General features: G+C 53.7%; 17 protein-coding genes and 1 pseudogene. 12 read left to right on the top strand and 6 right to left on the bottom strand.

The window, feature by feature from the left end; translation table 11 throughout:
• Positions 1-80: 80 nt before the first annotated feature.
• From dapD to map, 6 genes are all read right to left on the bottom strand, one after another.
• Positions 81-1,112, bottom strand: coding sequence for a 2,3,4,5-tetrahydropyridine-2,6-dicarboxylate N-succinyltransferase (gene dapD / locus ACJJIJ_RS11930; RefSeq protein WP_444937492.1), 1,032 nt, complete (start codon positions 1,110-1,112; stop codon positions 81-83).
• A 9-nt stretch (positions 1,113-1,121) separates the two neighbouring features.
• On the bottom strand, positions 1,122-1,475 hold the full coding sequence (locus ACJJIJ_RS11925; protein ID WP_444884175.1) for an ArsC family reductase: 354 nt from the start codon (positions 1,473-1,475) through the stop codon (positions 1,122-1,124).
• 2 nt (positions 1,476-1,477) lie between these two features.
• Entirely contained in the window at positions 1,478-2,146 is a 669-nt protein-coding gene (gene nth, locus ACJJIJ_RS11920) for an endonuclease III (RefSeq protein ID WP_444900194.1), read from the bottom strand.
• Between the two features lie 59 nt (positions 2,147-2,205).
• The gene (gene dapC, locus ACJJIJ_RS11915) at positions 2,206-3,384 is read right to left on the bottom strand and encodes a succinyldiaminopimelate transaminase (protein WP_444937491.1); all 1,179 of its coding nucleotides are present in this window, start codon (positions 3,382-3,384) and stop codon (positions 2,206-2,208) included.
• Between the two features lie 30 nt (positions 3,385-3,414).
• Positions 3,415-6,120, bottom strand: a complete 2,706-nt coding sequence (locus ACJJIJ_RS11910) for a [protein-PII] uridylyltransferase (protein WP_444937490.1) — start codon at positions 6,118-6,120, stop codon at positions 3,415-3,417.
• Between the two features lie 79 nt (positions 6,121-6,199).
• Positions 6,200-6,970, bottom strand: a complete 771-nt coding sequence (gene map, locus ACJJIJ_RS11905) for a type I methionyl aminopeptidase (RefSeq protein WP_252082672.1) — start codon at positions 6,968-6,970, stop codon at positions 6,200-6,202.
• Positions 6,971-7,257: 287 nt separating this feature from the next.
• Here map and rpsB point away from each other — a divergent pair, with 287 nt between their 5' ends.
• The 12 genes and pseudogenes from rpsB to lpxD all read left to right on the top strand — a co-directional run bounded on the left by rpsB (position 7,258) and on the right by lpxD (position 20,530).
• Positions 7,258-8,004 carry a 30S ribosomal protein S2 gene (rpsB, locus tag ACJJIJ_RS11900; RefSeq protein ID WP_252082670.1) on the top strand — a complete coding sequence of 249 codons (747 nt, stop codon included), beginning with the start codon at positions 7,258-7,260 and terminating at the stop codon, positions 8,002-8,004.
• Between the two features lie 113 nt (positions 8,005-8,117).
• Positions 8,118-8,981 carry a translation elongation factor Ts gene (gene tsf, locus ACJJIJ_RS11895; protein ID WP_444900197.1) on the top strand — a complete coding sequence of 288 codons (864 nt, stop codon included), beginning with the start codon at positions 8,118-8,120 and terminating at the stop codon, positions 8,979-8,981.
• Positions 8,982-9,143: 162 nt separating this feature from the next.
• Positions 9,144-9,881, top strand: a complete 738-nt coding sequence (gene pyrH / locus ACJJIJ_RS11890) for a UMP kinase (protein WP_152452478.1) — start codon at positions 9,144-9,146, stop codon at positions 9,879-9,881.
• Positions 9,878-10,435 (top strand): ribosome recycling factor, encoded by a 558-nt coding sequence (frr, locus tag ACJJIJ_RS11885; RefSeq protein WP_444886827.1) that lies wholly within the window; start codon positions 9,878-9,880, stop codon positions 10,433-10,435. Before pyrH ends, frr begins: the two co-directional genes overlap by 4 nt.
• Complete coding sequence (gene uppS, locus ACJJIJ_RS11880) at positions 10,435-11,190, top strand: polyprenyl diphosphate synthase (protein ID WP_444886826.1); 756 nt, start codon at positions 10,435-10,437, stop codon at positions 11,188-11,190. Before frr ends, uppS begins: the two co-directional genes overlap by 1 nt.
• A 127-nt stretch (positions 11,191-11,317) precedes the next feature.
• Positions 11,318-12,163 carry a phosphatidate cytidylyltransferase gene (locus tag ACJJIJ_RS11875; RefSeq protein WP_252082663.1) on the top strand — a complete coding sequence of 282 codons (846 nt, stop codon included), beginning with the start codon at positions 11,318-11,320 and terminating at the stop codon, positions 12,161-12,163.
• A gap of 108 nt (positions 12,164-12,271) precedes the next feature.
• Positions 12,272-13,456, top strand: a complete 1,185-nt coding sequence (ispC, locus tag ACJJIJ_RS11870; protein ID WP_444937489.1) for a 1-deoxy-D-xylulose-5-phosphate reductoisomerase — start codon at positions 12,272-12,274, stop codon at positions 13,454-13,456.
• A 58-nt stretch (positions 13,457-13,514) separates the two neighbouring features.
• Entirely contained in the window at positions 13,515-14,870 is a 1,356-nt protein-coding gene (gene rseP, locus ACJJIJ_RS11865) for an RIP metalloprotease RseP (RefSeq protein ID WP_444884181.1), read from the top strand.
• 112 nt (positions 14,871-14,982) lie between these two features.
• Positions 14,983-16,260: pseudogene (gene bamA, locus ACJJIJ_RS11860) on the top strand (outer membrane protein assembly factor BamA); the annotation flags it as partial.
• 63 nt (positions 16,261-16,323) lie between these two features.
• On the top strand, positions 16,324-18,876 hold the full coding sequence (gene bamA, locus ACJJIJ_RS11855) for an outer membrane protein assembly factor BamA (RefSeq protein WP_252082656.1): 2,553 nt from the start codon (positions 16,324-16,326) through the stop codon (positions 18,874-18,876).
• A gap of 70 nt (positions 18,877-18,946) precedes the next feature.
• Positions 18,947-19,462: an OmpH/Skp family outer membrane protein gene (locus tag ACJJIJ_RS11850; protein ID WP_444889739.1), complete on the top strand. Its 516-nt coding sequence runs from the start codon at positions 18,947-18,949 to the stop codon at positions 19,460-19,462.
• A gap of 12 nt (positions 19,463-19,474) precedes the next feature.
• A complete protein-coding gene (gene lpxD, locus ACJJIJ_RS11845) occupies positions 19,475-20,530 on the top strand; it encodes a UDP-3-O-(3-hydroxymyristoyl)glucosamine N-acyltransferase (RefSeq protein ID WP_444937488.1) in 1,056 nt (351 codons plus the stop codon).
• Positions 20,531-20,578: the final 48 nt, after the last annotated feature.

The following is a 20,578-nucleotide window of genomic DNA, read 5'->3' as shown; positions in this document are numbered from 1 at the left end:
TTTTAGTTGATCAGGTGCGTTGTTATCGGAATTTATGCAGATGGAGAGCGGGCGGGGCCGGGGCCCCGCAGGGTCAGGTTTTAATTGCTGTGCAGAGCTGCATTCAACTCAATGGCACTCTTATTCGTTAAACATTCAACGGCGCCATTGGTGGAATTTCTGCGGAACAGGAGGTCGGATTTTCCGGCCAATTCGCGTGCTTTGATGTATTCGACCAGTTTGCCGCTGTCGTCCAGTAGGGCCACTTTGGTCCCAGCGGTGATATATAAACCCGCTTCCACGGTGCAGCGATTCCCCAGGGGGATGCCGATACCGGCGTTGGCACCCAGCAGGCAGTTGTCGCCCACGGAAATCACTATGTTTCCGCCGCCGGAGAGAGTACCCATGGTGGAGCTGCTGCCACCCAGATCGGAGCCAGCACCGACAAAAACGCCGGCCGAGATGCGGCCTTCGATCATGCCTGGTCCCTCGGTGCCCGCGTTAAAGTTGACGAAGCCCTCGTGCATGATCGTGGTGCCCTCACCGAGATAGGCGCCGAGGCGCACACGTGCGGTGTGGGCGATGCGCACGCCCGTGGGCACCACGTAATTGGTCATCTTGGGAAATTTGTCGACACAGGCAACTTCCAGATGCTCTCCGTTCAGGCGCGCTTCCAGTTGGCGCTGTGGCAGTTCTTCCAGGTCGATCGCGCCCTGATTGGTCCAGGCCACATTCACCAGTTTGCCGAAGATACCTTCGAGATTCGTTTCGTGGGGTTTCACCAGCCGGTGGGAAAGCAAATGTAATTTTAAATAGGCTTCAGGTACTGTCTGTGGCGCCTCGTCGCTGGAAAGTACGGCCACTACCAGAGGTCGGTGGCTGTTGGCGAACTGCTGTAGGATCTCCGCCTGTTCGCCCGCCCCGGCGCTGTGCAGTTTTTCAGTGAGGCTGTGGAGCAGGGTCGCGTCGAGAGGCAGGCTGTGGTTGCCGCTTTCGATATGTAGGGTCTCGGTCACCGCTTTGGCTATTTCTGCGCTGGGTTTGAACAGCGGTTTTGGATAGAAGACTTCAAGCCAGTCGCCCTTGCTATTACAGGTGCCAACGCCGAATCCAATGCTATAGATATCGCTCATATTTTTCTCCTAGTTGGCTTGGCCGGTAAGTGCGGCGAATTCTTGCTCTTTAAAACCGAAGTGGGTAGTGCCGCCTGAGCTGGTCACTGGACGCTTGATCAGGGTGGGGGTCTCGATGGCCAGGGTCAAAGCGCTAGCGTTGTCCATTGTGTTTTTCTGCGCTTCGCTTAGGGCGCGCCAACTGGTGGAGCGGCGATTCAGCACTTCCTGCCAGCCAAATTTATTCAGCCAGGCTTTTAGGGGCACATTGTCCATGCCGTCTTCACGGAAATCGTGAAACTGATAGTCGACCCCATTCTTTTCCAGCCATTTGCGGGCTTTTTTTACGGTGTCGCAGTTTTTAATGCCGTACAGAGTAATCACAGTTACGCCTTTTTGGTTTTCTTGGGGTTTTTGCGGTTGGGATAGCAGGTGGTGCAGATTTCGCAAACTGTGCCGTCGCAGCCGCGTGCCGAGCAGTACTCGCGGCCATAAAAAATAATCTGCAGGTGCAATTTATTCCACTTTTCTCTGGGGAATAGCCTTTTTAGATCTTTCTCGGTCTGGGTGACATTTTTACCGCTGGTGAGTCCCCAGCGCTGCGCCAGGCGGTGAATATGGGTGTCCACAGGGAAGGCTGGGTGACCAAATGCCTGGGACATTACCACACTTGCGGTCTTGTGGCCGACGCCGGGCAGGGTTTCCAGGGCGGCCATATTTTCCGGCACTTTACTGTGGTATTCGTTGACGAGAATTTGTGACAGCTTGCTGATGGCTTTGGATTTTTGCGGTGATAAACCGCAGGGGCGGATAACCGCTTGAATTTCCTCCACGGGTACTAGAGCCATATCCTCCGGGTTGTCGGCCAACTGCCAGAGGGCGGGGGTGATCTGGTTTACGCGCTCATCGGTACACTGCGCTGAGAGTAGTACGGCGACTAACAAGGTGTAGGAGTCTTTGTGATCGAGCGGAATCGGGGTCTGCGGATAGAGTTCTTCCAGGCGCTGTAGAATAAAATCCACGCGCTCTTGCTTGAGTAAATTTTTTACTGCCATTCTCGTCTGTGCCTGGGTGGGGCTCCTGGGTTACGGTGTCTGTTGGATTAGTTCGCCTGTCAGGTTTGCCGGCAAAATTCCTTGATGCGCTCTGCAGCCTCTATGCATTTTTCCAATGTGGCCACTAGGGCCATGCGTACATACTCGCTGCCTGGATTTACTCCCTCGCTATTGCGGGCGAGGAAAGAGCCCGGCAAAACCGTGATGTTTTGCTGGCGGTATAGCTCTCTGGCGAACTCCTCCCCGTTGCCGACTCGCGGCCACAGGTAAAAGCTGGCCTGTGGTTTTTGTACTTCTAAGCAGCCGTCGAGAATATCGAGCACCGCGTCGAACTTTTGTCGGTAGAGTGCGCGATTTTCGCGTACGTGCTCTTCATCCTGCCAGGCGGCAATAGAGGCGTATTGGTTGGGTAGCGGCATTGCGCAGCCGTGGTAGGTGCGATAGAGGAGGAATTTCTCCAGCAGCTGAGCGTCGCCGGCAACAAACCCGGAGCGCAGCCCAGCCAAATTGGAGCGCTTCGACAGGCTGTGAAAAACCACACAGCGGTGATAGTTGCTGCGGCCCATTTGCTCGCAGGCTTGCAGCAGCCCGGCCGGCGGCGCGCTCTCATCGAAATAGAGTTCCGAGTAGCACTCATCTGAGGCGATGGTGAAGTTGAAGCGGTCTGCAAGCTTGATGAGTGATTGCAAATCGTCGATCCCTAGCAGGGCGCCTGTGGGATTGCCCGGTGAGCACAGGTAGAGCAGTTCACACTGCTGCCACACCGATTCGGATACCGAGCTGAAGTCTGGCTTAAAACTATTGTCGGCGAGACAGTTGATAAAGTGCGGCTCGGCGCCGGCGAGCAGGGCCGCCCCCTCGTAAATCTGGTAGAAGGGGTTGGGCATCAGTACTTTACTGCCCGGCGTGACTGTGGCCTGTGCGAAGGCGAATAACGCTTCGCGGGTGCCGTTTACTGGCAGCACCTGGGAATCGGCACTCACCTGTTTGAGTTGGAAGCGGGCGCCCAGCCAGTCGGCAATCGCCTGGCGCAGGGGTTCGAGGCCTATGGTGAGCGGGTAGGCAGCGATCTTGTCCAGGTGCGCGACCAGCGCTCTCTGTGCGAATTTGGGCGGCTCGTGTTTCGGTTCGCCGATGGAGAGGGCGATATGGGGTTTGTTCGCCGGCTGCAGGCCCGCTTTCAGTGCCTGTAACTTGGAAAAAGGGTAGGGCTGCAGCTTGTCCAGGTTTGGATTCATGGCGTTCTTATCCGCTCGTCATTGGTGATATTACGGCGCTGTGTGGTCATCCAGCTCCCGGCAAATGGCCTGCTCCAGAGCGCGGTTGGTCTCGGCATTGCAGAGCGCGCGCCCCTCGGCGTCGGTGATATGGAAAATATCCTCCACCCTCTCCCCAAGAGTGGAGATCTTGGCATTGTGCAGGCGCAGATCGTGTGTGACAAAGGTGCGTGCAATCAGGGCCAGCAGGCCCGGTCTATCAGCACTGGTGATTTCCAGCGTGCTGTACTGATCTCCCGGTTCTGTGGATAGGTGCGCGCGGCTCTCCAGTGAAAACATCTTTAGGCGCCTCGGGGTGCGCCGTTGGATCACCTTGGAGTAATCCTCCACCAGTTGCAGCTCCTCTTGTAGGGTTTCGCGAATTTGCTGCAGGCGCTGGGGTTCGTCGAGCAGGGGTTGTCCAGATTCATCCAGTACATAAAAAGTATCCAGGGTATAACCTGAGGCCGAACTGTAAAGGCGCGCGTCGTGCACGTTCAGGTTGAGCATATCGAGTCCGGTGACTGCGGCGGCGAACACATTGGCGCGGTCGGGGGTATAGACGAAAACCTGGGTGGCGCCATCGTGCTCACCGGGGCCCGAGTTGCGCGTTAGTACCAGGGTGTCGCTCGGCAGCAGCGGGCTGTTGCTGTGCAGCTCATGGATGGCTGCTGTGTGCCAAACGATGTTGTCGGCGCTCTCGCGCACAAAGTAGTCCTCGCCCATTTGCGCCCAGATATTTTCTATGGAGGCCTCTGGCAGACCGAGGGCGCTCAGCTTTTCCAGTGCCAGGCTGCGGGTCTCCTCGATGATTTCCTCCCGATCGACGGGATTCTCCAAACCACGGCGCAGGGCGTGTTGGGTGGCCTGGTAGAGTTGGCGCATCAGGCTGGCGCGCCAGCTGTTCCAAAGCTCTGGGTTGGTGGCGTTGATATCGGCTACTGTGAGGGCGTAGAGGTAATCCAGGTGTTCGCGGTCGCCTACCTCGCGGGCGAAGGCGTGCACCACCTCCGGGTCGCTGATGTCCTGTTTTTGAGATACCTGGCTCATCAATAGATGCTTTTCCACCAGCCAGCACACCAGGCGGCGGTCGCGTGCCGGCAGTTGGTGGCGCAGGCAGAATTCGGCGGCGTCCACCACGCCCAGCTTCGAGTGGTCGCCGCCGCGACCCTTGGCGATATCGTGGTAGAGACCGGCAATATACAGCAGCTCGGGCTGGCGCAACCGCTCGAGGATCTCCGCGGCGATCGGGAATTTCTCGCGTGCTTCGGGGCCGCGAAAACTGCGCATATTGCGCACCACCTGCAGGGTGTGGGCGTCCACAGTGTAGATATGGAAGAGATCGTGCTGCATTTGCCCGGTAACGCGGCCGAATTCTGGCAGGTAGCGCCCGAGAATACCGTAGCGGGTCATGCGCGACAGCTGTGTGGAGAGTCCGCGTGCAGAACGCAGCAGTTCCATAAACAGCTCGCTGTTGGCGGAGTCCGCGCGAAAGCGCTCATCGATCAAGTGGCGGTGTTCCCGGATCAGGCGGATAGTTGAGGCACGTACCCGGGTAATCTGCGGGTGCCTGGCCATCAGCACAAAGATTTCCAATAGCGCAGAGGGGTGCTGATTAAACACCTGCGGATAGGCGGCTTCAATCGCGCCGCCGCGCAGTTGGAAGCGCTCATTGATGGGGGTGATAGCCTGTTCACCCCCCTGTTGGATCACCTCGCCCAAATACTGCAGCAATACATCGTTAAGCTCGCGTAGGGCCATTACGATGCGATAGTAGTTGTGCATAAATTGCTCAACTGCCAGCTGGGTGTCGCTGTCTTCATAGCCAAATTGTTTGGCTAGCTCCCTCTGGTAGTCGAACAGCAGTCGCTCCTCGGCGCGTCCGGCGAGGAGGTGAAGGCCGAAGCGCACACGCCAAAGGAAACTTTCGCCGGATTGTAGGATGGCGAATTCTTCCTCAGTGAAGAAGGCCTTGCCCTGCAATTGTCTGAGCGTGCGTACGCGAAAAAAGTACTTCGCGACCCAAGAGATAGTCTGGATATCGCGCAGCCCGCCGGGTGCGTTTTTGATATTGGGCTCGAGAATATATTCCGCTGCCTGCTGGCGGTTGTGGCGCTCATCCTGTTCCGCCAGTTTGGCCTTGAAGAAGTCCTCGGTGGACCAGAGCTTGCCCCCCTCCATTCCGGCCGCAAGCCGTTCGCCGGGTTTGCTATCACCCACCACAGTACGGGACTCGGTGAGATTGGTGATGACAGTGATGTCCTCGGCGGCCAGCGCCAGGCACTCTTTTACGTTGCGCACTGAGTGACCGATCTCCAAGCCCAAATCCCAGAGGAAAGTAATGAGGCGCTCTATGTTGTCGACTGTTTCATCATCGGCGCGTTCCTCGGTGAGGATCAGCAGGTCGATATCGGAATGGGGGTGCAGCTCCCCGCGCCCATAGCCTCCGACGGCCAGCAAGCTGGCGCCCGGTCTCCAGCTGTACTGATGCCAGGCGTAGTGCAACAGGCAGTCGATGAATAAGGCGCGCTCATGCACGAGGGTGGCCACATCTTCCCCCTCGCGAAAACGTTCAGCCATCTGGTGCTCGGCAGCGCCAATCGCATCTTTAAATACTTGCAAGGGCGGTTTTTCACGGGAAGCCAAGTCCCGGCGAAAGCGGGTTTGATCGAAGAAGAACAGGGGGCGCTCGAAGTAAGGGATATTGGCCGGCTGCATGACTGAAGTCCGTTTGGCAGTGTCCCGCCGCGCGGCAGCGGGACTGTGCATCTTTAATTGGAGCGGGGAGAGTTTGCGATTAAAACTTTTCCTCACCGCGTGCGGTCAGTACCTCAACCCCGTTGCTGGTGACCACCATGGTGTGCTCCCACTGCGCCGATAGGCGGCGGTCCTTGGTGACTGCCGTCCAGCCGTCGCCGAGAACGCGGGTTGCGGCTTTGCCGGCATTGATCATCGGCTCAATAGTGAAGGTCATGCCCTCCTGCAAAACTTCGCCAGTTCCGGGCTGGCCGTAGTGCAATATCTGAGGTTCTTCGTGGAAGACATCGCCGATACCGTGACCGCAGAAGTCGCGTACGACGGAGTAGTAATTCTTTTCGGCATGCTGCTGGATCACATGGCCAATATCACCGAGGCTGGTACCCGGGCGCACTATCTCAATAGCCTTGTACATGCATTCTTGGGTTACGCGCACCAGTCGCTCGGCGTGTGCAGCGGGCTTGCCGACAAAGAACATCTTGCTGGTGTCGCCGTACCATCCATCCTTGATCACGGTGACGTCAATATTAATGATGTCACCCTTTTTGAGGACTTTGCTTTCAGAGGGTATTCCGTGGCAGACCACTTCATTGACCGAGGTGCAAATGGACTTTGGGAAGCCTCGATAGCCGAGGCAGGCGGGAATGGCTTTCTGCACATTGACAATATGGTCGTGGCAGCGGCGGTCCAGTTCTTCCGTTGTGACACCAGGGACCACATATTCGCCAATCATTTCCAGGACCTCTGCGGCGAGGCGGCCCGCGGTGCGCATTTTGGCAATTTGTTCCGGCGTCTTTATGGCTGAGGTCATGCGTGTCCTTAAGTCTATCTGTGAAGGCGGGCATTGTAGCGGATTGCCGGTGGTGGGGCATAGCGTCAGGGCTTGACACTATTCAGCGAGCGAATCGGCGCACTCATTCGCACCATATTTGTCCGCGTCCTTCACTCAGCTGTGCGATTGTGGTATAAAGCGCGCCGCTCCGGAATGCTTCCGGGGTGAAAATGCCGCACACGCATCGACACATGTGTCTGGGTGCCTCGATAGGGGTTGACGCATGGGATGTGTGGAGGACTAACCCGTATATATAGAGGTTTATTATGCCGCAAGTAAGCATGCGCGATATGCTGCAGGCTGGTGTTCACTTTGGTCACCAGACCCGCTACTGGAACCCGAAGATGGGTCAATTCATCTTTGGTGCCCGCAACAAGATTCACATCATCAACCTGGAGCACACTGTACCGGCCTTCAACGAAGCCCTGCAGGTGATCAAGGGGATGGCTGCTCAAAAGAAAAAGATTCTGTTCGTTGGCACCAAGCGTGCTGCACAGAAATCTATCAAAGAGCAGGCTGAGCGCTGTGGCCAGCCCTTCGTCAGCAACCGCTGGCTGGGCGGTATGCTCACCAACTACAAAACCATCCGCGCGTCCATCAAGCGTTTCCGTGAGCTGGAAGCCCAGTCTCAAGATGGTACTTTCGAAAAGCTGACCAAAAAAGAAGCTCTGATGCGCACCCGTATGATGGAAAAGCTTGACCGCTCCATCGGTGGTATCAAAGACATGGGCGGCCTGCCCGACGCGATTTTCGTAATCGACGTTGAGCACGAGCGCATCGCCATCCAGGAAGCTAACAAGCTTGGTATTCCGGTAATCGGTGTTGTCGATACTAATAGCGATCCCGCTGGTGTTGACTATGTAATTCCCGGTAACGACGACGCTATCCGTGCAATCAAGCTGTACACCACTGTTGCAGCTGACGCGGTGCTCGCCGGTGCAGCGGAAGCTGGCAGCGCGGTGAACAAAGACGAGTACGTCGAAGCTAGCGATGACGAAGCTGCTGCAGAGTAATTTGCAGGGCTAAGTGGTGTGACGGAGTAGCGTTACATTGCGAACTTAAAAAGGGGCCCGAATTACGGCCCCTTTTTTCTAATTTTTAGTGACAGAACCCCGAGGAAAAAATCATGGCGATTACCGCGTCAATGGTAAAAGAACTGCGCGAGCGTACTGGCCTGCCGATGATGGAGTGTAAGAAAGCACTTACCGCAGCGGATGGCGATATCGAGAAAGCGATCGAAGACCTGCGCAAAGCCTCCGGCCTGAAGGCTGCTAAAAAAGCTGGCCGCACCGCTGCAGACGGCGTTGTCGCTGCAAAAGTAGCCGAGGACGGCAGCTACGGTGTGTTGGTTGAAGTGAACTCTGAGACTGACTTCGTTGCCCGCGATGAAAACTTCCAGGCTTTTGTTGCCAAGGTTGTCGATAAGGCATTTGCTGAGCGACAGCAGGACGTAGCCGCCCTGATGGAAGGTGATCTGGAAACTGCTCGCGAAGCACTGGTTCAGAAAATCGGTGAGAACATCGGCGTGCGTCGAATCCAGCTGGTTGAGGCTCCGGTTGTAGGTGCCTACGTACACTCCAATAATCGTATCGCCGCCCTGGTAGCTCTGAGCGCTGGTGAGGTTGAGCTGGCGAAAGACGTTGCTATGCACGTAACCGCGGTAAATCCCCAGGTGAATAAGCCTGAAGATATGCCTGCTGATGTTCTGGAAAAAGAGAAGGACATCATCAAGGCGCAGCCGGATATGGAAGGCAAGCCCGCTGAGATCGTTGAGAAAATGATGGGTGGCCGTATCAAGAAGTTCCTGAAAGAGAACAGCTTGGTCGAGCAGCCTTTCGTTAAGAATCCTGACGTGAGCATTGGCAAGCTGGTTAAAGATGCCGGCGCTGACGTAACTTCTTTCGTTCGTTTTGAAGTGGGCGAAGGTATCGAGAAAGAAGAGGTGGACTTCGCTGCAGAAGTGGCTGCACAGGTTAAGTCCTCTTCTTAATTGATAATAGTGGGTGCCCTGTGCGCTCACTCGCGGTGGGGTGCCTTCGCTGGAGCCTATGTGCTTACAGCGGGGCACCCCTCTGTGTAAATGACTGAAAGTGTTGTAATGTTCGGCGGCAATACTTGGCCACTAAACAGGTACATTTGAGAGGACCGAAGAATGCCCGGTATTAAAGACCGCAAATATAAAAGAATTCTGTTGAAACTCAGCGGCGAAGAGCTGATGGGTGATCAGGGTTTTGGTATCAGCCCTAAAGTGCTGGACAAAATGGCCCTGGAGATTGGCCAGCTGGTAGGTATCGGCGTTCAGGTTGGATTAGTTGTGGGCGGCGGCAATTTGTTTCGCGGCGCGGCCCTGAGTGCAGCTGGACTCGATCGCGTGACCGGCGATCATATGGGAATGCTGGCTACGGTAATGAATGCCCTGGCCCTGCGAGATGCGCTGGAAAGGTCCAATATCTCCTCGCGGGTCATGTCCTCTATTCAGATGAGCGGAATTGTGGACCACTATGACCGCCGCGCGGCCATTCGCTACTTGGAGCGCGGTGAGGTACTGATTTTTGCCGCGGGTACCGGCAACCCATTTTTTACCACAGATTCTGCAGCCTGCCTGCGCGGTATTGAAATTGAGGCTGAGTTGGTGCTAAAAGCCACCAAGGTAGACGGTGTTTACTCGGCTGATCCGGTACTGGACCCTACCGCAACCCGCTATGACCAGCTGACTTATGACGAAGTGCTCGATAAAAAACTTGGCGTGATGGATTTGACTGCGATCTGCCTCTGCCGCGAGCACAATATGCCCGTTCGGGTGTTCCGTATGGATAAAACCGGTGCGCTGCTCAATATTGTCGTGGGCGGCGAGGAAGGCACGCTAATCGAAGAGGAAGTGAAATCGTGATTGAAGATATCAAAAAAGACGCTAAGACTCGCATGAGCAAGGCGCTCGACGCACTGGCCAATAATTTCAATAAAATTCGCACCGGCCGTGCGCATCCGAGTATTCTCGACGGTATTCATGTTTCCTATTACGGTTCAGATACTCCACTATCTCAGGTTGCCAATGTCACAGTTGAGGATGCGCGCACCTTATCGGTGACTCCCTGGGAGAAAAACCTGGTTCCAGACATCGAAAAGGCGATTATGAAATCGGATCTAGGCCTCAACCCAAGCACAGCGGGTGCGGTTATTCGTATACCGATGCCCATGCTGACCGAAGAGACTCGCAAGAACTTTATTCGTCAGGCTCGCGGTGAGGCTGAGACTGCGCGTGTGTCTATCCGAAATATTCGTCGCGATGCGCTGGCTGAGGTGAAATCTTTGGTCAAGGACAAGGAGATCTCCGAGGACGATGAGCGTCGTGCAGGTGATGATGTTCAGAAAATTACAGATCAGTTTGTAGCGGATGTCGATAAGGCGCTCACAGCTAAAGAAAAAGATCTGATGGAAATTTAATGGGTAATAGTGGTACCAGCTTGAGCTCCCCAGTCCCCCGACATATCGCCATTATTATGGATGGTAATGGGCGCTGGGCCGCCCGCAGAGGGCTCTCGCCCTCGGCTGGGCACAAGGCTGGAGTTGAGCGCATACGCGATCTCCTGTCTGCGTGTAGGAGTCGCGGTGTAGAGGTGCTGACATTGTTCGCTTTTTCTAGCGAAAATTGGCAGCGCCCTCCTAAGGAAGTGGAGCTGCTAATGACGCTGTTTCACTCCTATCTGCGCAAAGAAGCTAGGCGTATGCGTGATGAAGGCGTGCGCCTGAGAGTGGTAGGGCGCAGGGATCGTTTTTCGCCTCGCTTGCAGCGTGCCATTGCGGAAGCGGAAGAGATTACCCGAGGCTGTACTCAGGGCGACCTGGTTATTGCTGCGGACTATGGAGGTCGCTGGGATATTGCCCAGGCGGCAAAGCAGCTTGCCGAAGAGGTGGTCAATGGCCAGCGGTCCCTCGACTCCATTGATGAGGATGCGGTTGAAAGCCATATACAGCTCGCGGATTTGCCATCGGTGGATCTATTGATAAGATCCAGTGGCGAGCAGCGTATAAGTAACTTTATTCTCTGGCAGGCCGCCTATAGCGAGTTATTTTTTACCGATACGCTCTGGCCGGATTTTGATGAAAGCGCCCTTGATGAGGCGATAAAAGCATTTCAACAGCGCGACCGGCGATTCGGTGGGCGCGCTGAAGGTGATGGCACGGCTGTGCAGGCCTGACGGGGATCGGGCCAAATGCGCGGCCATTTTTTTGTCCGCGAATAATTTTTAGGAATATTACACCGGGGCGTTCAGGCTTGCTGTGCGATAGTAGGCTGAGTGTAGGTCCAGATGAAAGGGGTTTTCGGTGCTTAAACAAAGAATAATTACTGCGCTGGTATTGCTGGTACTTTTCGCTGGAGTTTTGTTCCTGCTACCAATTCAATGGTACACACTGATTTTCGTAGCCGTGATTTTGCTCGGTGGTTGGGAGTGGGCCAATCTTTCCAACCTCAATCGCGCACTGCGTTTTGTCTTTCTCGCCGCACTGGGCGGAACCCTGGTATTCACCGCGGAATATGTTTTTTCCATGGATTTCGGATCCCCGGATATTGATCGGGCCCGTCAAATCCTAGCAGTAGCCTGCGGTTGGTGGGCGCTCGCTTTTCACTGGGTCCAGAGCTACCCCGCCAGTGCCTCGCTGTGGGGCAATCGTTGGGTACGTGGACTGATTGGGCTAGTGGTTCTGGTACCCAGCTGGTTGTCGCTGGTGGTTTTGCGTGGGCTCGATCACGGGGCCTGGCTGGTATTGTATGTCGTCGCTATTGTTGTCGCTGCCGATGTGGGCGCTTATTTTGTCGGGCGCAAGTTCGGAAAGCGCAAGTTGGCCCGCGAAGTGAGTCCCGGCAAATCCTGGGAGGGTTTTTTTGGCGGTTTGGGAGCCTGCTTGATACTCGCACTGGTTACTTCCTATCTGTTTGATCTTCCTCTGAAAAATACTGTGCTGTTCTCTTTTGGTGTACTGGTAACTGCGCTTGCTTCAGTCATTGGCGACCTGCTGGAGAGTATGTTCAAGCGGCACCGGGGTATCAAAGACAGTAGTCATATTCTGCCAGGGCATGGCGGTGTTATGGATCGGCTGGATAGTCTCACTGCGGCTTTACCGGTTTTCACCATGGCGGCCCTCGCTAGTGAGCTGCCTAAGTACTTATAACGGGTACGCCACACTCCACTTTATATCCAGTGCTTGTGACCAGCGCCGCCATTGTCTGTCGGTGCTTTGGTCGAGGTACAAGAAGTTTCGTAGGTAAGTCGAGCACTTATGCAAAGGCAATCTCCACAAGTCGTCACTGTCCTAGGTTCTACGGGCTCTATTGGTGTAAGCACTCTCGATGTGCTTGCCCGCCACCCCCAGCGCTATACCATCTATGCCCTGACAGCTCGCGAGCGTATCGCTGAGCTGGCCCAGCAGTGTCGTCAATATAACCCTCGCTTTGCGGTGGTGGCTGGTGAAGAGGGGGCCGATCAATTGCGCAGTATGCTGGGGGAGGAAGTTTCTACTGAAGTCCTTTGGGGTTTGGAAGGGCTATGCCAAGTTGCTTCTGCGAATGAAGTGGATGTGGTTATGGCAGCAATTGTCGGTGCAGCTGGGCTGCGTCCAACTTTAGCAGCAGTTGAAGCTGGGAAGAAAGTGTTGCTTGCGAATAAAGAGGCTCTGGTGATGGCCGGCCCAGTTTTCCTGCAAGCTTTGCGTGCAGGAGGTGCCCAATTATTGCCAATTGACAGCGAGCACAATGCCATTTTCCAGTGTCTGCCCCAGCCGTTTGGCAGCTTGGAGGGGGCGGGAGTGGAAAAAATCTTGCTAACCGGTTCCGGCGGCCCTTTCCGCACACGCCTAGCCGGTGATTTACATCGAGTGACCCCCGAGGAAGCTTGCGCACACCCCAATTGGTCGATGGGACGGAAAATTTCAGTAGATTCGGCCACCATGATGAATAAGGGGTTGGAGTTTATTGAGGCCTGTTATTTGTTCAGCGCCAGCCCAGAGCAAATAGAAGTGGTCGTGCACCCACAGAGTATTGTGCATTCCATGGTGCAATATCGGGATGGCTCCCTGTTGGCACAGATGGGTAATCCAGATATGCGCACCCCCATCGCTCACGCACTGGCCTTTCCCACCCGCATAGATGCTGGGGTTCCTGCACTCGACCTGATAGCGCAGGGCCGCCTGGATTTTGAAGCGCCAAATTATCAGCGATTCCCCTGCCTGCGTCTGGCACGCGAAGCTATGAATGCCGGCGGCAGTGCTCCCACGGTATTGAATGCGGCCAATGAGGTGGCTGTAGAGGCGTTTTTACAAGGACGGTTGGCATTTACTAGTATTGCTGCGGCTATAGAAAAAGTAATGAATAGCACTCCCACCGTTGAACTGACAGGGCTGGACGTAGTCGAAGCCATTGATCTCAATGCGCGGGAGCTGGCCCAACAAGCTGTTGGGGCCCTTTAATTTTGCTGCTGGGCATATAATGCCGGTGTTTGCGCATGAAAAGAGACTGTAACTGAGTATGGATCTGATTCAGACGGTAATCTGGGCCTTGGTAGCCCTCGGTATACTGGTTTCCTTCCACGAGTTTGGACACTTTCTCGTAGCACGGCTCTGTGGGGTCAAGGTGCTGCGCTTTTCTGTCGGCTTTGGCCGCCGCCTTTTCTCTCGCTATGACCGGCACGGCACTGAGTTTGCTATCTCGGCAATTCCCCTTGGTGGCTATGTCAAAATGCTAGATGAGCGGGAGGGACCTGTCGCCGCTCACGAGCTGAATCAGGCATTTAACCGAAAGAGTGTTTGGGCGCGTATGGCGATTGCTGCAGCGGGTCCCGCAGCTAACTTCCTGTTGGCAATTGTACTGTTTTGGATTGTCTTTATGGGGGGCACGGCGGGTCCGGTGCCTGTCGTAGATTCCGTCAAGCCTGGAAGTATTGCTGAAGCTGCGGGATTGGAGTCCGGGCAGGAAATTATCGCGGTGGATGGCGAAGCTACACCCACTTGGCAAGCCCTCAACTGGCGCTTGGCTAACCGTTTGGGGGACAGTGGCTCTATAGAATTCTCAGTGCGCTACCCGGACTCTAACCTCGAATATCATATGGCGGCTGATATCGACCGTTGGCTCGCAGGGCAGGAAGTCCCTGACCCATTGGGGGAGATTGGCCTCGGTCTCTGGACGCCGCCCATTAGTATGACGTTGCATAAGGTTGTGGAGGGTAGCGCTGCTAGTGCAGCGGGGCTGCGTGCGGGCGATAAGATTGTGGCTACCGACGGGCGAATTTTTTCCGGTTGGGAAGAGTGGAGTCAGTATGTGCGCGCTCGTGCAGGCGAGCCCCTTCAGGTGGAAGTTGAACGACAGGGGCAACGGTTGACCCTGCCGGTTACGCCGGCGCAGGTGACGCTCGACAGTGGTGAGCGTGTCGGCCAGATCGGCGTACAGCCCGTCACCGAGCGCTGGCCCGAGGATCGCGTACGAGTTTTCCACTACGGTGTAGCTGGCGCTCTTTCTCAGGGGGTGCAAGAGACTTGGGACAAAACACTGTTCACTCTGAACAGCTTGAAGAAATTGATTTTTGGTCAACTTTCGACCAAAAACTTGAGTGGCCCCATCACCATTGCTAAAGTGGCGGGTACTTCCGCAGAGAGGGGGTGGCAGTCTTTCCTGTCGCTTTTAGCTCTGCTTAGTATCAGTCTCGGTGTACTCAATCTGTTACCCATTCCGGTACTCGATGGTGGTCACCTTCTCTACTACGGTATTGAGGCGGTCAAGGGTTCTCCTGTGTCTGAGAGAGTGCAGGTGATCGGTTTACAAGTAGGTATGGCCTTAGTGCTTTGTATTATGGGGTTGGCGCTTTATAACGATATTTTACGTTTGTAGCCTCCTGGAGTGCATTTTCCTATGGCGTTTGGGGTGAGTAGATTTTAAGAGTGAGCGCGGTGCCGGTTACCTTGGGAACCTCTGCTCTTATCAGAAGCGGTTCGGAATTAGTATGAAGTATTGGCTGTTAGCGATATCCCTGGGCTTGGTGCTGCCTCTCAGCGCTTTAGCTCAGTCATTCGTTCTCAGCGATATTCGTGTAGAAGGTTTGCAGCGTGTTTCTGCAGGCACCGTTTTTTCAGCTCTTCCGGTGCGGGTTGGCGATGAAATTGAGCTTGCGGATATTCAGGGGGCGACCCGAGAACTGTTTCAAACCGGTTATTTTGAGGATATTCAGATCGGTCGTGAAAGTAGCGTTTTAGTTGTTAACGTGAGAGAGCGGCCAGCCATATCTAAGATAGATATATCAGGAAACAAGGCGATTGCCTCGGAAGATCTGCTAAAGGCGCTGAAGGATTACGGTCTGGCCGAGGGACAGATTTTAAAGCGCTCGACCCTCAAAGGGTTGACCCGGGAGTTTGAGCGCCAGTATGTGGCACAGGGGCGCTATGGCGCTAGCGTCCAAGCAGAAGTTAAAGAGTTACCACGCAATCAGGTTGAATTGAAGGTTATTGTCGAGGAAGGGACCGTTGCTGCGATTAAACATATCAACATCGTAGGGAATCGCGTCTTTTCAGATCAAGAGCTCGGAGAAATTTTTGAGCTTAAAACCACTGGCTGGCTCTCTTGGTTGCGCAGTGATGATAAGTACTCCCGTGAGAAGCTCACTGGTGACCTGGAGCGTCTTGAATCTTATTATCTCGATCGCGGATATCTCGACTTCCAGATCGACTCTACCCAAGTATCTCTTGGGCCGGACAAGAAGAGCGTTTTCATCACTGTTAACGTGATTGAGGGTGATGTTTACACTGTTAGTGAAGTAGAACTTGCTGGAGACCCAGTCGTTCCAGAGGAAGAAATTAAGCGCTTGCTGCTAGTGCGTGAAGGGCAGACGTTCTCCCAGGTCAGGATGACAACGACTTCAGACTATATTTCCAAGCGTTTGGGCAATAAGGGTTACGCTTTTGCCGAAGTAAACGGTATTCCAGAAGCCAATAAAGAAGAGAACACGGTAAAAATCACTTTCTTTATTGACCCTGGCAAGCGCACCTACGTTAGGCGTATTACTTTTCGTGGAAACACTCGCACGGCAGATGAAGTTTTGCGGCGAGAGTTGCGCCAAATGGAGTCCGCTTTAGCTTCTTCGGCTCTTATTGAGCAATCTAAAGTTCGCCTTGAGCGACTTGGTTACTTGAAGGTGGTGAAAGTTGAAACGGTCAAGGTACCCGGGAACTCAGAACGGGTTGATGTCGATTACAAGGTAGAGGGGCAACCCTCAGGTTCCGGGGGAGCTGGGCGCTGAATAAAGCGCTGTAACTCCTGGATTGCGAATAAAAACACTCGGAATTAGTAGATGAAAGATTTCCTCAAAGCGGCCTCCCTCGGCCTGATGTTGCCTTTAAGTGCAATAGCGCAGTCGTTCGTGGTCAATGATATTCGCGTGGAAGGATTGCAACGCGTCTCTGCCGGTACAGTCTTCTCTGCCCTTCCCGTGCGAGTGGGTGATGAAATTGAATCCGTGGAAATCCAGAGCGCTACCCGGGCACTGTTCCGCACCGGCTACTTTGAAGATATCCAAATCGGCCGTGAAAATGGTGTTCTGGTGGTCACTGTTCGCGAGCGTCCAGCAATTTCCAAGATTGAGATCAGCGGTAATAAGGCCATCGCCACCGAAGATTTGCTCAAGGGCATGAAGGATAACGGTTTATCCGAGGGGCAGATCTTTAAGCGTGCAACCCTGGAGGGGCTCGCCCAGGAGCTTGAGCGGCAATATGTGGCACAGGGGCGCTATGGTGCAAGTGTTAAGACCGAAGTGAAAGAATTGCCACGCAACCAGGTCGAGCTGCGGGTTATCGTCGACGAGGGCTCTGTTGCGGCTATCAAGCACATCAATGTTGTGGGTAACGAGGCATTTTCCGACGAAGAATTGGCAGAAATTTTCGAGCTGCAGACCACAGGTTGGTTGTCCTGGCTGCGCAGCGATGACAAATATTCCCGTGAGAAACTCACTGGTGACCTGGAGCGCCTAGAGTCCTACTATCTCGACCGCGGCTATCTGGATTTTCAAATAGAATCCACTCAGGTTTCCCTTAGCCCAGACAAGCAGAGTGTTTTTATCACAGTCAATGTGAGAGAGGGGAATGTTTACACCGTCAGTGAGGTGGATCTCGCCGGCGACCCGGTGGTTTCGGAAGAGGAAATCAAGCGCTTACTGTTGGTGCGTGAAGGGCAGACTTTCTCCCAGATTCGGATGACCACCACGTCTGACTATATTACTAAGCGTCTGGGCAATGAAGGTTATACCTTTGCCGAGGTGAATGGCATTCCCGAACCCAATAAAGAAGAGAATACGGTAAAAATTACCTTCTTTATCAACCCGGGTAAGCGCGCCTATGTGCGCCGAATCAATTTCCGTGGTAACACCCGTACTGCCGATGAGGTGTTGCGCCGTGAAATGCGTCAGATGGAATCTGCCTCGGCCTCCTCCGCAAGAATTGAGCAATCCAAGGTGCGCCTGGAACGCCTCGGTTACTTTAAAGAGGTGGAAGTAGAAACTGCAGAGGTACCTGGTACTTCCGACCAGATCGATGTGGAATATACCGTAGAGGAGCAACCTTCAGGCTCTATTGGTGGCACTATCGGCTGGGCACAGAGTAGCGGTTTGGTACTCGGCGGTAATATCCAGGAAAATAACTGGCTGGGTACCGGCAAGCAGGTAGGTATAGGTTTAAACGTGTCTACCTACCAGACCGCACTGAACTTTTCCTATCTTGACCCTTACTTTACCCCTGACGGTGTGAGCCGCGGGTTTAACGTTTTTTATAGGGAAAATGACTACTCTGAGGTTAACCTGTCGGACTACAACACGACTAGTTATGGTGGTGGTGTTAGCTTTGGCTACCCGGTTTCAGAAATTTCCCGTGTGGGACTGAATGTTAATTTCAGTCATTTGGAGCTCTCGGCCTCGAGTGGTTCTGTACAGGAAATCCAATCCAGCCCATCTCTTTTGGATGACACCGCTCGTGAGGGGGTGACACTCATTGATGCCGAGACGATTGTTGCAGATCTCAATAATGACGTGGCCAATGATCTTGCAATGATGATTGATCAGAACCAGTTTAATACTTCGGCAGATGGTTTTATCGATCGTTACGGTGATGCGTTTAATAACTTGGCTTTGACAGCTTCTTATGCCCGCTCCACTTTGAACCGCGGTATATTGGCGACTCGCGGGGCATCCCAGAATTTCTCCGCAGAATTTACCGTGCCCGGCAGTGATCTTGAATACTACAAATTTATTTATACTGGTCAGTATTTCCGCCCCCTAACGAAGAGTTTGACGCTACGTCTGCGTACGCGCCTGGGTTACGGGGATGGCTACGGTGATCTCGATCAACTGCCTTTCTTTGAAAATTTCTATGCCGGTGGTTTTGGCTCTGTGCGCGGTTTCAAGCGTAATACACTGGGCCCCCGTTCCACTCCTGCAGAGTTTTATACTCAACTTCCTTGTGCAACCGATGGTGAAAGCATTACAAAAAACTGCTATCAGATAGATGAGAATGGGAACCTGGATATCCGTCAGAACGGTGATGCCGATCCATTTGGTGGAAACATCCTAGTCGAGGGTAGTGCCGAGGTTATTTTCCCGTTGCCGTTTATCAAAGATCAGCGCTCTCTGCAGTCTGCCTTCTTTGTTGATGCAGGTAACGTCTTTGATACCAGTTGTGATGAAACCCAGATCAACTGTTACGATGTGGACTTCGGTAAAATGAATGTTTCCGCGGGCATTGGCTTGACATGGGTTACCGGTTTTGGACCATTGACTTTCAGTTTGGCTAAAGCCTTGAAGGAAAACGAGGATGATGAGACGGAAGTGTTCCAGTTTACCCTGGGTAATAGCTTTTAACTTTATCGAATATAAATGGATTGAGTGCAGCTGCTGCGCATAAAAAATAAAACCAATTGGAGAGACTAAAGTGCTTAAGAATGTAAAGATTTTCGCAATCCTGCTGGCTGGCATAACCCTGTCTGGCGCCGCGCTGGCGCAGACCAAGGTTGCGGTATTTAACCTGCAGGCTGCGATTATGAGCACCGATGTGGCCAAGACCAAGGTCAATTCATTGAAGACCAGTTCCGAGTACTCCAAGCTGCAAAGTAGTGCCGAGTCTATTCGTTCAGAACTACAAAAAATGGCAGAAGATGCGCAGAAAAATAGCGTTACCTGGTCCGATGAGCAGAAAACAGAATATCAGCGTAAGATGAACTTCAAGCGTTCAGACTTTGAAACTACCGTTAAAAAACTGCGCGCAATGGAGGCTCAGGTAGGCCAGGAAATTCAAACTTCTCTGGGGCCCAAGGCTAAAACAGCGCTGGAAGCGATCATTAAAGAGCAAAACCTGGACTTAGTGTTGGATGCTTCTACTGCTTACTTTGCAAATCCTTCGGTCAATCTGACTGAGGCTGTCGTAAAGCGTATGAATGCTGATAAGTAATCGATAGCCTGTATGAGTGACAATTTGTCGTTAACCCAGCTTGCGAATGCTCTGGGTGCTGAGCTGCGTCTGGCCCCCGGGGTAGACGCAGACTATGTAATTTCTGGTCTTAGCACTTTGCAAGATGCTGGGCCCGAGCAGTTGACCTTCCTGGCAAACCCTAATTATCGCCGCTTCCTCAAGACCACGTCAGCGGGCGCTGTATTGGTGACTGCCGAGTTTGTTGAGGAGACACCTGTTAGCGCACTTTGTGTGGATAACCCTTACTTGGCTTTTGCCAGGGCGAGTGCTTTGTTCAATACGGCTCCAACGATTGAGGCGGGTATTCACCCGAGCGCTGTAGTTCATCCAGACGCAGAAGTGGCCTCTAGTGCCTCTATTGCAGCTGGTGCGGTGATAGAGGCGTTTGCGAAAATTGGACCTCGGGCATCGGTTGGCGCCAACTGCTTTGTGGGAGAGGGCAGTACCCTTGGAGAAGGGAGCTGCCTTTATGCGGGTGCAATACTGCATCACGGTTGTCAGGTCGGGCGCGATGTTATCATCCACAGTCACGCGGTTATTGGTGCAGACGGCTTTGGTTTTGCGCTGCATCAGCGTGAATGGATTAAGATTTACCAGCTGGGTGGCGTGCAGGTTGGCGATGAGGTTGAAATAGGCGCCAATACTTGTGTGGATCGTGGGGCACTTGGTGACACTGTGATTGGTCGTGGTGTCAAGATCGACAATTTGGTCCAAATCGCGCACAATGTGCAGATTGGTGACTACTCAGCCATTGCTGCATGCACAGGAATTGCGGGCAGCGCAGTAATCGGTAAGCACTGTGCTTTGGGTGGCAGCTCCCGTATTGCCGGGCATGTAACCATTGCCGATGGCTGCCAAGTTACCGCTAATACTTTTGTGACCAAATCTATCGACAAGCCGGGAATTTACTCCGGCGCTTTACCCTTTGCCGATAGCCAGTCCTGGCGTCGCAACGCGGTGCGTTTCGGGCAGTTGGATAAGGTGGCGCGAAGGGTGAAAGATTTGGAGAAGCAACTTAAAGCCCTGTCCCTCGATCGGGATAAATAGCTCACAGCTGCTTTAAGAAAAACAATTTTGATTTGATGTTTTCGGGGC

This window comes from Microbulbifer mixtoriginis (SeqCode), assembly GCF_052467945.1.
This window is presented reverse-complemented; position numbering and strand designations above follow the sequence as displayed.